Origin of the sequence: Salmonella sp. SAL00670 (assembly GCF_046552235.1) — a bacterium.
Classification (GTDB): domain Bacteria; phylum Pseudomonadota; class Gammaproteobacteria; order Enterobacterales; family Enterobacteriaceae; genus Salmonella; species Salmonella enterica.
This window is the reverse complement of record NZ_JBGDUO010000003.1, coordinates 336832-349458: the sequence shown is the minus strand read 5'-3', so window position 1 is coordinate 349458 and position 12627 is coordinate 336832. Positions and strand designations below refer to the sequence as shown.

The following is a 12627-nucleotide window of genomic DNA, read 5'->3' as shown; positions in this document are numbered from 1 at the left end:
GCAAAACGTTGTATCCCACAAAGGCCGCTTTCGCGGCCTTTTCCATTTCTGAGAATTGTCGTTTGTTCGTTTTTCTCCGCCCCGCTATCGTGGCTGCACTGTTAACAAACAAGGAGAAAACAGTATGAAACACGGAATTAAAGCACTGCTTATTACACTTTCTTTAACCTGCGCGGGCATGGCCCATAGCGCGCTGGCGGCGACGCCTGTCGCAAAAAATGCAGCGGTGGAAACAAAAGCGGATACGCCTTCTTCATCCTCCGCCAAAGCGGCATTACCTGCTAAAGCCAGCGATGATGAAGGTACCAGGGTGAGCATTAATACCGCGTCTGCGGAGGATCTGGCGCGGGTGATGAACGGCGTTGGGCTGAAAAAAGCGCAGGCTATTGTGAGCTATCGGGAGGAGTATGGTCCTTTTAAAACGGTGGATGATTTAAAGCAGGTGCCGGGAATGGGAAGCGCGCTGGTGGAGCGTAATCTGGCAGTTTTAACATTGTAATCACTTGCACAGTGGCAAAAATTTGCCAGACTGTAGAGGTCATACCAGTTATGACCTCTGTACTTGTCGTTTACTTATAACAACAACGTAAGGTTATTGCGCTATGCAAACACAAATCAAAGTTCGTGGATATCATCTTGATGTTTATCAACATGTTAATAATGCCCGCTATCTGGAGTTTCTGGAAGAGGCCCGTTGGGATGGGCTGGAAAACAGCGACAGCTTTCAGTGGATGACGGCCCGCAATATTGCCTTTGTGGTGGTAAACATCAATATAAATTACCGTCGCCCGGCGGTATTGAGCGATCTACTGACCGTGACCAGCCAGGTACAACAGCTTAACGGTAAAAGCGGCGTATTAAGCCAGACGATTACGCTGGAGCCAGAAGGGCAGGTGGTGGCTGATGCGCTCATCACGTTTGTTTGTATTGATTTAAAAACGCAAAAAGCGCTGCCGCTGGAAGGCGAATTGCGTGAAAAGCTGGAACAGATGGTGCAATAACGCTTCGCAGTCTGATGGCGTTGAACTTGTCCGGCCTGGCGATATTGACCATGGTGAATATCGCCAGGCCGGATAAGGCGCGTGCGCCGCCATCCGGCAAAACAATCACCTTAACCCGGTTTTTTGCTTCATTGCCGCCATCACCGCCGCTTTATTCGACAGATAATGATTCAGGCCGTTAGCGCGCAGATTACAGGCTGCGCAATGACCACAGCCATCGCCTTTAATGCCGTTATAGCAGGTCAGCGTCTCTTCGCGAACTAAATCCAGTTGGCCCCAATAATCGGCCAGCGCCCAGGTTTCAGCTTTATCAATCCACATTAGGGGCGTTTCGAAACGGATATCTTTCGCCATGCCCAGATTCACCGCGTGATTCAGCGCTTTGACGAACTCATCGCGACAGTCTGGATAGCCGGAAAAATCGGTCTCGCAAACGCCGGTGATCACCGCTTCGGCTTTGACCTGATAAGCGTAAATCGCCGCCAGCGTCAGAAAGAGAATATTGCGTCCCGGTACGAAAGTATTGGGGATACCGTCAGCGTTCGGTTCATAGTCCGGCACCGGAATGCTATCCCGCGTCAGGCTACTGACCGCCAGTTCGTTCAGTAAAGTGACATCCAGCACTTTATGCGCGCGTGCGCCAAGTTTTAACGCCAGATCGCGCGCGACATCAATCTCTGCGCGGTGGCGCTGACCATAATCAAACGTGACACAATGCACTTCATCATACTGATGCCGCGCTTGCGCCAGACAAGTGGTGGAGTCCTGACCTCCACTAAATACAACAACGGCGCGTTTCATAGTTATCCTGATCAATGACGAAAGCCAATATGGTAACGCGTACGGATAATCCCGACCAGCTTCTTCACGGCGAAGGCGGCGGAAGCCAGGCTTCGCTAAATTCAAACCAGCCGCGAGGGGTGAGTCGAACGCCGTTAACGCCCGGTGGGGCGCTGATGCGATAGTGATAATTAAACAGCGGCGTAAGTGTGGCGTCATCCATCAGGTTAGCAAAAACTTGTTGTAGCGCGGCGCGGCGATCTTTTTCATTGGGCTGAATTTGCAGAGCGTCAAGCGTAGCCTGCAGATGGGAAAACGCAGGCGCGTCCAGGACATGCGGCCAGATCTGATCGCAACGTAGCCACTGCTCCAGCGTATATTCCGGCGCTTCGCCGATCAGCCTGTCGCCCATCATCAGATCCGCTTGCGCCAACGCAGGGCAGTTATCCCAGTTTTTGGCATTATGAAAAATCAACGTTAACTCACAGCCGAGCGTCGCCAGGTAATGTCGAAGCTGTTCCGCCATCGTATGCAGCTCTACGGGAAGGTGATACGCCAGGGTAAGTTTTTTCGGCAATGGCGTTTCATCAACGTCCTGCCATTGCGGGATTGTCCAGCCGGGTAGCAGCCCCTGACTTGGCATAATCAAGTTCTCATCTACCGGTAAGGTTTTCAGCAGCGAAGTATGATGGATAATATGTATCAGACGCCGCGCCTGCTGTACGTTGAGCCGTGAGCCCTTTTTGAGGGTTAAATAACAAAAGCCAAGACTGATACCACTACTTACCTGACTCAGCGTCGCCAGCTCTTCCGGTTTGCCGATGGCAATCTGCACCGGATGGCGGCAACTGGTGCCCAGATCCTGGGCAAACAGTTGCGGGGTGATCCAGAATTCAATCGCTTTCAGCAGCGGATGGCTGAGGTGATAATGGTCATGACTTTCCAGACGCACCAGTTCCGGCGTGAACAACGCCAGGCGAAAAGGACCGGTGCCGATAAGCGGCAGGTCAGGATGCGCCAGACCGCTACAATAGCTCGCCAGACGATGCGCCAGCCAGTAATCAGGTCGGTGAAGGAGAAAGGTCAGGCACTGAGGATGCGTTACTTCGATCCGTGCGACGCTAATAAACAATTTGCTTAGCGCCGGTAGGGTAAGCAGCCTTTCCAGGCGTTCGTGTAGCTGCGCGGTATCCACCGTATCGCCATTATGCCAGTGCAGCGTGGAGCGAATATAAAAATCCCAGCGTAAACCGTCGGCGGAAATCTCCCAGTGATGCGCCAAATCCCCGCAAGGATATTGACTGTCGCGGTCGAAGCGCGTTAACCCGGAAAAAACTTGCCCTGCGAGATGCTGTTCCGCGCGGCCTGGCAGGAAACCCGGCTGCAGCGGATCAAGCGGACGATAGTAGGGAATACGCAATGTCGGCGTATCGTTTTGCCATTGGCCGCCCATAAAAGGCTGGAGCATCGCCCGTAACTCGCCCGGCGCCAGCTGCGCCAGTTCCAGTACGTTGAGCTGCTGCCCTTTTTCCAGCGCCTGTTCCATCATGGCGGTGCGGAGCGATTCCGGCGTGACCAGAAACTGGAGCCGTCCACGTTTCCCGCGCCCGGACTGCGCCTCCCATCTTAGCCAACCTGCCTGCTGGGCCTGACGCAGCAGCGTTCGCAGATGGCGCTCGCTACAAAAACAGCGTTCGGCCAGTTCGCTAACGGTGACATGTTGCGTTTCCCCGGCGGAAGGCTGCCAGAGGCGTTGATATTGATTAAGCCGATTCAGTAGCCTCATAGAAACCCGGAACACTTCCTTTTATCTGTTCACTATTACTTCCGTATATCTCAGGTAATACTGAACAACAAGTTAACCGCGTCACAGTGTGGAGAAAGAGATGGCCCGTCTGGCAGCATTTGATATGGATGGCACGTTATTAATGCCCGATCACCATTTGGGTAGAGAAACGATCGCCACGCTGGCGCGTCTGCGCGAACGCGATATCACCCTGACATTCGCTACGGGTCGTCATGTGCTGGAAATGCGGCATATTCTGGGGACGCTTTCACTGGATGCTTATCTTATTACCGGTAACGGGACGCGAATTCACTCGCTGGAAGGCGACGTGCTGCATCGTCAGGATCTCGATCCTCAGGTTGCCGATACGGTGATGCACCATGCCTGGGATACCCGAGCCAGTATGCATGTGTTTAATGACAATGGCTGGTTTACAGGCCAGGAGATCCCCGCGCTACTCCAGGCGCACGTCTACAGCGGCTTTCGTTATCAGGTTATCGATATAAAAAGCATTCCGGCCCATCAGGTGACGAAGATCTGTTTTTGCGGCGATCATGACGATCTGATCCGTTTGCGCATTCAGCTCAATGAGGCGCTGGAAGAACGCGCGCACCTCTGTTTCTCTGCCGTCGACTGCCTGGAAGTGCTACCGCTGGGGTGCAATAAAGGATCGGCGCTGGCGGTATTGAGCAACCATTTAGGGCTTTCACTGGCAGATTGCATGGCGTTTGGCGACGCGATGAACGATCGGGAAATGCTGGGCAGCGTCGGGCGGGGGCTCATTATGGGCAATGCCATGCCGCAGCTTATCGCCGCGCTGCCACACCTTTCGGTTATCGGACATTGTGGTAATCAAGCGGTATCACACTTTTTGACGCATTGGCTGGACAATCCGCATCTACCTTATTCCCCCGAATGAGAGATCTCTTCCAGCAAGCCAGACATTCAGTCTGGCTTTTTTTTGTTTCTAGTCGCCGGTAAGTAATTTTTCGATGGCCGCTGACCACGGCGTCAAATCGCCGATATGGTCGCTAACCCAGGACGGATGGTAATAGGTATCCAGATAGCGATCGCCGCTATCGCACAATAACGTCACGATAGCGCCGGTTTCTCCAGCCTCGCGCATCCGGGCCGCTAGTTGCAGCGCTCCCCACATATTCGTGCCGGTAGAGGCGCCGACTTTACGGCCTAGCTGCGTTTCCAGCCAGTGTGCGGTGGCAACGCTGGCGGCGTCCGGCACGCGCAGCATCTCATCTACGACATCCGGAATAAAAGAAGGCTCTACTCGCGGACGACCAATTCCTTCAATTTTACTGCCTACCGGGCTGCGTAATGAAGCGTCGCGATCCTGCCAGTAAGGTAAAAAGACGGAATTTTCCGGATCCACCACCATGAGCTGAGTATCATAGCCCTGGCAGCGAATATAGCGCCCAATCGTCGCAGAGGTTCCGCCCGTTCCGGCGCTCATGACGATAAATCGCGGTACCGGATGGGGTTCGTTGCGCATCTGGCGGAAAATACTGTCGGCAATATTATTGTTGCCCCGCCAGTCGGTAGCTCGTTCTGCGTAGGTAAACTGGTCCATATAGTGACCGTTCAGTTCATGCGCCAGCCGCTCGGAGGCGGCATAAATTTCGCAGGCGCTCTCCACAAAATGACAGTGGCCGCCGTAAAATTGAATCTGTTCGATTTTACGTTTTGCGGTACAGGCGGGCATGACGGCGATGAACGGTAGTCCCAGTAAACGCGCGAACCAGGCTTCGGAAATCGCCGTTGAGCCTGATGACGCTTCAATAATCGGAGTGCCTTCTTTAATCCAGCCATTGCACAGCCCATAAAGGAACAGCGAGCGCGCCAGGCGATGCTTGAGGCTACCGGTGGGATGCGTGCTTTCATCTTTCAGGTAAAGCTGGATACCTGGAAATGCCGACAGGGGCAAACGAATAAGATGCGTATCCGCCGAGCGCTGGTGGTCAGCGTTAATTTCATTAATGGCATTTTTAACCCAATTGCTACTCATCATTAATATCCATTTATCATTTTGTGCCAAGAGTAGCGAAAAGTACGGAAAAAATTGTTGCTATTTGACCTTTAAATTACAATGTAAGGAGAAAAATATTCTCTATGGAGTGGGTATGTTAGATAAAATTGACCGTAAACTGCTTTGCTTATTGCAGCAGGACTGTACCCTCTCTTTGCAGGCGCTGGCGGATGCCGTTAATCTGACGACAACGCCTTGCTGGAAGCGGCTTAAACGCCTGGAAGATGACGGTATCCTGCTTGGCAGGGTCGCGCTGCTGGACCCGGAAAAACTGGGGCTGGGATTAACCGCTTTTGTGTTGATAAAAACGCAGCACCACAGCAGTGAATGGTACTGTCGGTTCGTGACCGTCGTCTCTGAGATGCCGGAAGTGCTTGGCTTCTGGCGGATGGCGGGGGAATACGACTATCTGATGCGAGTTCAGGTGGCCGACATGAAGCGGTATGACGACTTCTATAAACGTCTGGTCAATAGCGTCCCAGGACTGTCAGACGTCACCTCCAGTTTTGCGATGGAACAGATTAAGTACACCACCTCTCTGCCCATTGAATAATTCTCCCGGTATTGCCGGAAATCATATCAGGAAATAACGCGTGCGATTATTTGCTCAATTAAGCTGGTACTTTCGCCGGGAATGGCGTCGCTATCTTGGCGCGGTGGCCCTGCTTATGCTTATTGCGATGCTTCAGCTGATCCCGCCCAAAGTGGTGGGGATTGTCGTGGATGGCGTAACCGCACAGCATTTTACTCCAGGCCGAATAGCGATGTGGATTGGCACCATTGCCCTGATCGCCGTAGTGGTCTATTTGTTGCGCTATGTCTGGCGCGTGCTGCTATTTGGCGCTTCTTATCAATTAGCCGTCGAACTGCGTGAAGATTATTATCGCCAGCTGAGTCGTCAGCATCCTGAATTTTATCAGCGCCATCGGACGGGCGATCTTATCGCGCGCGCGACGAATGATGTGGATCGCGTCGTATTTGCGGCGGGCGAGGGCGTTCTGACGCTGGTTGACTCGCTGGTAATGGGCTGCGCGGTACTGATTGTCATGTCGACGCAAATTAGCTGGCAGCTAACGCTATTAGCGCTGTTGCCAATGCCGATTATGGCGCTGATGATCAAACGTTACGGCGATCGGCTGCATGATTATTTCAAACTGGCGCAGGCCGCCTTCTCCAGCCTGAACGATCGCACGCAGGAGAGTCTGACCAGCATCCGCATGATCAAAGCGTTTGGTCTGGAGGATCGCCAGTCTTCGCTGTTTGCGGCGGATGCCGAAGATACCGGCAAGAAAAATATGCGCGTGGCGCGTATTGACGCGCGTTTTGATCCAACCATTTACATCGCCATTGGCATGGCGAACCTGCTCGCGATTAGCGGCGGAAGCTGGATGGTGGTTAACGGCAGCCTGACGCTGGGCGAACTCACCAGCTTTATGATGTATCTGGGGTTGATGATTTGGCCGATGCTGGCGCTGGCCTGGATGTTTAATATCGTGGAGCGGGGTAGCGCCGCTTACAGCCGCATCCGCGCCATGCTGGCGGAAGCGCCGGTAGTTAAGGATGGCGAAGAGCCGGTCCCGGCGGGGCGTGGCGAACTGACGGCGGCCATTCGTGAGTTTTGCTATCCGCAAACGACGCATCCGGCGCTGGAGAATGTGAACTTTCGTCTTAAACCGGGTCAGATGCTGGGGATATGCGGTCCGACCGGCGCGGGGAAAAGCACAATATTGTCGCTTATCCAGCGCCATTTTGATGTGACGCAGGGAGAAATCCGATTCCATGACATGCCGTTGACGCATCTGCAACTGGATAGCTGGCGTAGCCGACTGGCGGTCGTCAGCCAGACGCCGTTTTTGTTCTCGGACTCTATTGCCAATAATATTGCGCTCGGACGCCCGGAGGCGACTCAAGAGGAGATTGAACGGGTGGCGCGTTTAGCCAGCGTACATGAGGATATTCTCCGTTTGCCTCAGGGCTATGACACGCAGGTAGGTGAACGTGGCGTCATGTTATCGGGAGGGCAAAAACAGCGTATCTCGATTGCCAGAGCGCTACTGTTAAATGCGGAAATTCTGCTTCTTGATGATGCGCTTTCTGCAGTAGATGGCCGCACGGAGCATCAGATTTTGCATAATTTGCGCCAGTGGGGCGAAGGGCGTACGGTCATCATCAGCGCGCATCGTTTATCCGCGCTGACCGACGCCAATGAAATTATCGTTATGCAACATGGTCATGTTGTTCAGCGCGGCGATCACGATCAACTGGCGCAGCAGATTGGCTGGTATCGCGATATGTATCGCTATCAGCAACTGGAGGCCGCTCTGGATGACGCGCCGGAACGCGGCGAGGAGGCGGTGAATGCGTAGTTTTGGACAGCTATGGCCGACGCTGAAACGGTTGCTGGCGTATGGCTCGCCATGGCGAAAACCGCTCTCTGTCGCGGTGATGATGCTGTGGATTGCGGCGGCGGCGGAGGTTAGCGGTCCGCTGCTGATCAGCTATTTCATTGATAACATGGTGGCCCGCCACCATTTACCGTTGGGCAAGGTCGCGGGGCTGGCGGCCGCCTATGTGGGGCTACAGTTTCTGGCGGCGGGTCTCCATTACGCCCAGTCTTTATTATTTAACCGGGCGGCCGTTGGCGTGGTTCAGTCCTTGCGCACGGACGTCATGGATGCCGCCTTGCGTCAGCCGCTAAGCGCCTTCGACACGCAGCCTGTCGGACAATTAATTTCACGCGTGACCAACGATACGGAAGTCATCCGCGATCTGTACGTCACGGTCGTCGCAACGGTATTACGTAGCGCGGCGTTGATCGGCGCCATGCTGGTCGCTATGTTCAGCCTTGACTGGCGGATGGCGCTGGTGGCGATTTTGATTTTTCCGGCGGTATTGACCGTGATGATCATTTATCAGCGCTACAGCACGCCGATTGTACGCCGCGTGCGGGCATACCTGGCGGATATTAACGACGGCTTTAACGAAATCATCAATGGGATGAGCGTAATCCAGCAGTTTCGCCAGCAGGCGCGCTTCGGCGAACGCATGGGCGAGGCCAGCCGCTCGCACTACATGGCGCGGATGCAGACGCTGCGCTTGGATGGCTTTTTATTGCGTCCGCTGCTTAGCCTCTTTTCCGCGCTCATTTTATGCGGTTTGTTGATGCTTTTCAGCTTTACGTCTGCCGGTACGATTGAGGTCGGGGTGCTGTATGCGTTCATTAGCTATTTGTCACGTCTGAACGAGCCGCTCATTGAACTGACCACCCAGCAATCCATGCTACAGCAGGCGGTTGTGGCGGGAGAACGTGTTTTTGAACTGATGGATCGCCCGCGCCAGCGCTATGGCAGCGATGACAGGCCGTTACAAAGCGGGGCGATTGATATTGATCATCTGTCGTTTGCTTACCGCGACGATAATCTTGTTTTACAGGACATTACGCTATCAGTACCGTCCCGTAGCTTTGTGGCGCTGGTGGGGCACACCGGCAGCGGGAAGAGCACGCTCGCCAGCTTATTAATGGGGTATTACCCCCTGACACAAGGCGAAATTCGGCTGGATGGGCGAGAAATCGCCTCTCTTAATCATCGCGTTTTACGCCAGGGCGTGGCGATGGTTCAACAGGACCCGGTAGTGATGGCGGATACCTTTCTGGCTAATGTGACGCTGGGGCGCGATGTCTCCGAGGCGCAGGTGTGGCAGGCGCTGGAAACGGTACAACTGGCGGAACTGGCGCGCGGCCTGAGCGACGGGCTGCATACGCATCTCGGCGAGCAGGGAAATACGCTGTCCGTCGGGCAAAAACAGCTATTGGCGCTGGCGCGCGTGCTGGTTGACGCCCCGCAAATATTAATTCTTGATGAAGCGACGGCCAGCATCGATTCCGGCACTGAGCAGGCGATACAGCAGGCGCTGGCGGCGATTCGCGAGCGCACCACGCTGGTGGTTATTGCCCATCGGCTATCGACAATCGTGGAGGCGGATACCATTCTGGTTCTCCATCGCGGCCAGGCGGTGGAGCGCGGGACGCATCAACAATTGCTGGCGGCGCAAGGGCGCTACTGGCAAATGTATCAATTACAGTTAGTTGGCGAGGAGTTAGCCGCCAGCGTACACGAAGAACCCGGCCCTGCGGCGTAAGGTTTGGCACCACAGGGCAAAACCTCTCCCATTATGCACCGTCGTGGTGCGTTTTTCTTTCCCTGCTTCGATTTTGGGGCGCGTCAATATAAAGACGCGCCGCTAACCGCGCTTTTCCTCGCTCGCCAGCTTCTGGCACATCCTTTGCAATATCCATCCTGAAGAGTCCATGCGCGGCGGCAGCCGTTACCTAATTCTGACTGGAGGGTTCTATGAAGCTGGTTACCGTGATTATCAAACCGTTCAAGCTGGAGGACGTGCGGGAGGCGCTTTCTTCCATTGGCATTCAGGGACTGACCGTCACCGAAGTGAAAGGGTTTGGCCGTCAGAAAGGACACGCCGAACTGTATCGCGGCGCGGAGTACAGCGTGAATTTCCTGCCGAAGGTCAAAATTGATGTGGCTATCGCCGACGACCAACTGGAAGAGGTGATCGATATCATCAGTAAAGCGGCTTACACCGGAAAAATTGGCGACGGCAAAATTTTCGTCGCGGAGCTCATGCGCGTTATTCGGATTCGTACCGGCGAAGCTGACGAAGCAGCGCTGTAAGACCCGCCACACAGCAACAGGAAATGAAAAAATGAAGATAGCGATGATAAAAACCACACTGGCTTCACTGGCGCTGCTGCCTGGGCTAACGATAGCCGCGCCGGCGGTTGCCGATAAAGCGGATAGTGCTTTTATGATGATTTGCACCGCGCTGGTGCTGTTCATGACGATACCGGGTATCGCGCTGTTTTACGGCGGATTAATTCGCGCCAAGAACGTGCTGTCAATGTTAACGCAAGTGACCGTCACCTTTGCGCTGGTCTGTATTTTATGGGTGGTGTACGGCTATTCGCTGGCTTTTGGCGAAGGGAATCATTTCTTCGGTAATGCTGATGGGGCGATGTTGAAGAATATCGCGTTGACGGCGGTAACGGGTACGATTTATCAGTATATTCATGTCGCGTTTCAGGGATCTTTCGCCTGTATTACCGTCGGGCTGATTGTCGGCGCGCTGGCGGAGCGTATTCGTTTTTCGGCGGTACTGATTTTTGTCGTGGTGTGGTTCACGCTCTCTTATATCCCGATTGCGCACATGGTGTGGGGCGGCGGCCTGCTGGCTGCTCACGGCGCGCTGGATTTTGCTGGTGGTACAGTGGTGCATATTAACGCCGCTATCGCTGGGCTGGTAGGGGCTTATTTAATTGGCAAACGCGTCGGCTTTGGGAAAGAAGCATTTAAACCCCATAACCTGCCGATGGTCTTTACCGGTACTGCGATTCTGTATATCGGCTGGTTTGGATTTAACGCGGGTTCTGCTGGTAGCGCAAACGAGATAGCAGCGCTGGCCTTTGTGAACACCGTGGTGGCGACCGCCGCCGCGATTCTGGGGTGGATTATCGGCGAGTGGACGCTACGCGGTAAGCCTTCCCTGCTGGGAGCCTGTTCCGGCGCGATTGCCGGTCTGGTCGGCGTGACGCCAGCCTGTGGCTATGTTGGCGTTGGCGGCGCGCTGGTTATCGGCGTTATTGCGGGTCTGGCGGGATTGTGGGGAGTCACCATGCTTAAACGTCTGTTACGGGTAGATGATCCGTGCGACGTATTTGGCGTTCACGGCGTTTGCGGAATAGTCGGCTGTATCCTGACCGGCGTTTTTGCCGCCAGTTCGCTGGGCGGCGTTGGCTTTGTCGACGGCGTTACGATGGGACATCAGGTGATGGTACAGCTGGAAAGTATTGCTATTACGGTCGTCTGGTCCGGCGTTGTCGCGTTTGTTGGTTACAAACTGGCGGATATCCTTGTTGGACTGCGTGTACCGGAAGAGCAGGAGCGCGAGGGGCTGGATGTGAACAGTCACGGCGAGAATGCGTATAACGCGTGATTGCGCAACATGCCTGATGGCGCTGCGCTGACCCAGTCTACCGTAGGCCGGATAAGCGCAGCGTCATCAGGCCATTAACGCCGCATAGCGGCATGTTTTTTAATTGTGATTACGCATTACCCCTTCCTGCACGGTTGAAGCGACCAACGCGCCATCCTGAGTATAAAACTCGCCGCGAACAAAGCCCCGGGCGCTGGAGGCGGAAGTGCTCTCCACGCTATAAAGTAGCCATTCATTAAAATTGAACGGGCGATGGAACCACATAGAGTGATCGATAGTGGCGATCTGAATGCCCTTTTCCAGAAAACCGATGCCGTGAGGCTGAAGCGCGACGGGAAGGAAATTCAGATCCGAGGCATATCCCAGTAAATATTGATGGACGCGAATGTCATCCGGAACGGTGCCGTTGGCGCGAATCCATACCTGACGCACAGGCGCGGCGACGTGACCTTTCAACGGATTGTGAAATTCGACGGGACGAATTTCCAGCGGGCGATCGCAGAGAAACTTTTCTTTCAGAATCGGCGGCAGTAAATGCGCCAGCGATTGCGCGATTTCCGTTTCTGACGGTAGTCCTTCCGGCCCGACTGCCGTCGGCATGGTTTTTTGATGTTCAAAACCCGGTTCCGGTGCCTGGAATGAGGCGGTCATGTAAAAGATGGGTTTCCCGTTCTGAATAGCGGCAACGCGGCGGGCGCTGAAGCTATTCCCATCGCGCAGCACTTCTACGTCATAGATAATGGGTTTTTGGCTGTCGCCTGGCCGCAGAAAATAACTGTGGAATGAATGCACCAGTCGTGCTTCCGGCACCGTTTCTTTGGCGGCATAGAGTGCCTGGCCCACCACCTGACCGCCAAATACCTGGCGCAGCCCTAAGTCTTCACTTTGGCCCCGAAAGAGTCCTTCTTCAATTTTTTCCAGATTCAATAATGTCAGCAAATTATTCAGTGTCTGACTCATACATACTCTCCAGGTGACAACGATGCCGAAGCGAGGTAGGGCAGAGTATA

Annotated in this window: 12 protein-coding genes; 8 read left to right on the top strand and 4 right to left on the bottom strand. The window is 54.3% G+C overall.

Features of this window, described 5'->3' with window-relative positions:
- Positions 1 to 124 precede the first annotated feature (124 nt).
- Entirely contained in the window at positions 125 to 499 is a 375-nt protein-coding gene (locus ACLJRS_RS12820) for a helix-hairpin-helix domain-containing protein (protein ID WP_000680322.1), read from the top strand.
- Between the two features lie 103 nt (positions 500 to 602).
- Positions 603 to 1001 carry a long-chain acyl-CoA thioesterase FadM gene (fadM, locus tag ACLJRS_RS12815; protein WP_001194543.1) on the top strand — a complete coding sequence of 133 codons (399 nt, stop codon included), beginning with the start codon at positions 603 to 605 and terminating at the stop codon, positions 999 to 1001.
- A 105-nt stretch (positions 1002 to 1106) separates the two neighbouring features.
- On the opposite strand, the gene queC is transcribed toward fadM, so the two are convergent.
- Together queC and ACLJRS_RS12805 are read right to left on the bottom strand one after the other, a co-directional pair.
- On the bottom strand, positions 1107 to 1802 hold the full coding sequence (gene queC / locus ACLJRS_RS12810; RefSeq protein ID WP_000817210.1) for a 7-cyano-7-deazaguanine synthase QueC: 696 nt from the start codon (positions 1800 to 1802) through the stop codon (positions 1107 to 1109).
- Positions 1803 to 1866: 64 nt separating this feature from the next.
- Entirely contained in the window at positions 1867 to 3567 is a 1701-nt protein-coding gene (locus ACLJRS_RS12805) for an SgrR family transcriptional regulator (protein WP_001238160.1), read from the bottom strand.
- A 100-nt stretch (positions 3568 to 3667) separates the two neighbouring features.
- Between ACLJRS_RS12805 and cof the strand changes: the two genes are divergently transcribed.
- Positions 3668 to 4486: an HMP-PP phosphatase gene (gene cof, locus ACLJRS_RS12800; protein WP_000113030.1), complete on the top strand. Its 819-nt coding sequence runs from the start codon at positions 3668 to 3670 to the stop codon at positions 4484 to 4486.
- Between the two features lie 48 nt (positions 4487 to 4534).
- Here cof and cdsH read toward each other — a convergent pair whose 3' ends face one another.
- Positions 4535 to 5590 carry a cysteine desulfhydrase gene (gene cdsH, locus ACLJRS_RS12795; RefSeq protein WP_000987851.1) on the bottom strand — a complete coding sequence of 352 codons (1056 nt, stop codon included), beginning with the start codon at positions 5588 to 5590 and terminating at the stop codon, positions 4535 to 4537.
- Positions 5591 to 5702: 112 nt separating this feature from the next.
- On the opposite strand from cdsH, the gene decR reads away from it, so the two are divergent.
- The 5 genes from decR to amtB all read left to right on the top strand — a co-directional run bounded on the left by decR (position 5703) and on the right by amtB (position 11617).
- Positions 5703 to 6161, top strand: a complete 459-nt coding sequence (gene decR, locus ACLJRS_RS12790; protein ID WP_000884593.1) for a DNA-binding transcriptional regulator DecR — start codon at positions 5703 to 5705, stop codon at positions 6159 to 6161.
- Between the two features lie 40 nt (positions 6162 to 6201).
- Positions 6202 to 7974: a SmdA family multidrug ABC transporter permease/ATP-binding protein gene (locus ACLJRS_RS12785; protein WP_001235563.1), complete on the top strand. Its 1773-nt coding sequence runs from the start codon at positions 6202 to 6204 to the stop codon at positions 7972 to 7974.
- The gene (locus ACLJRS_RS12780; RefSeq protein WP_001256072.1) at positions 7967 to 9748 is read left to right on the top strand and encodes a SmdB family multidrug efflux ABC transporter permease/ATP-binding protein; all 1782 of its coding nucleotides are present in this window, start codon (positions 7967 to 7969) and stop codon (positions 9746 to 9748) included. The genes ACLJRS_RS12785 and ACLJRS_RS12780 overlap by 8 nt, the downstream gene beginning before the upstream one ends.
- Before the next feature lie 212 nt (positions 9749 to 9960).
- The gene (gene glnK, locus ACLJRS_RS12775; RefSeq protein WP_000780341.1) at positions 9961 to 10299 is read left to right on the top strand and encodes a P-II family nitrogen regulator; all 339 of its coding nucleotides are present in this window, start codon (positions 9961 to 9963) and stop codon (positions 10297 to 10299) included.
- Positions 10300 to 10330: 31 nt separating this feature from the next.
- Entirely contained in the window at positions 10331 to 11617 is a 1287-nt protein-coding gene (amtB, locus tag ACLJRS_RS12770; RefSeq protein ID WP_000684912.1) for an ammonium transporter AmtB, read from the top strand.
- Between the two features lie 99 nt (positions 11618 to 11716).
- On the opposite strand, the gene tesB is transcribed toward amtB, so the two are convergent.
- The gene (tesB, locus tag ACLJRS_RS12765; RefSeq protein WP_000084176.1) at positions 11717 to 12577 is read right to left on the bottom strand and encodes an acyl-CoA thioesterase II; all 861 of its coding nucleotides are present in this window, start codon (positions 12575 to 12577) and stop codon (positions 11717 to 11719) included.
- Positions 12578 to 12627 lie beyond the last annotated feature (50 nt).

Bases quoted from the DNA above. Each gene is read 5' to 3' on its own strand.
- cdsH (WP_000987851.1), bottom strand. From the start codon at position 5,590: ATGATGAGTAGCAATTGGGTTAAAAATGCCATTAATGAAATTAACGCT.
- tesB (WP_000084176.1), bottom strand. From the start codon at position 12,577: ATGAGTCAGACACTGAATAATTTGCTGACATTATTGAATCTGGAAAAA.
- decR (WP_000884593.1), top strand. From the start codon at position 5,703: ATGTTAGATAAAATTGACCGTAAACTGCTTTGCTTATTGCAGCAGGAC.
- ACLJRS_RS12780 (WP_001256072.1), top strand. From the start codon at position 7,967: ATGCGTAGTTTTGGACAGCTATGGCCGACGCTGAAACGGTTGCTGGCG.
- fadM (WP_001194543.1), top strand. From the start codon at position 603: ATGCAAACACAAATCAAAGTTCGTGGATATCATCTTGATGTTTATCAA.
- ACLJRS_RS12805 (WP_001238160.1), bottom strand. From the start codon at position 3,567: ATGAGGCTACTGAATCGGCTTAATCAATATCAACGCCTCTGGCAGCCT.
- glnK (WP_000780341.1), top strand. From the start codon at position 9,961: ATGAAGCTGGTTACCGTGATTATCAAACCGTTCAAGCTGGAGGACGTG.
- ACLJRS_RS12820 (WP_000680322.1), top strand. From the start codon at position 125: ATGAAACACGGAATTAAAGCACTGCTTATTACACTTTCTTTAACCTGC.
- cof (WP_000113030.1), top strand. From the start codon at position 3,668: ATGGCCCGTCTGGCAGCATTTGATATGGATGGCACGTTATTAATGCCC.
- queC (WP_000817210.1), bottom strand. From the start codon at position 1,802: ATGAAACGCGCCGTTGTTGTATTTAGTGGAGGTCAGGACTCCACCACT.
- amtB (WP_000684912.1), top strand. From the start codon at position 10,331: ATGAAGATAGCGATGATAAAAACCACACTGGCTTCACTGGCGCTGCTG.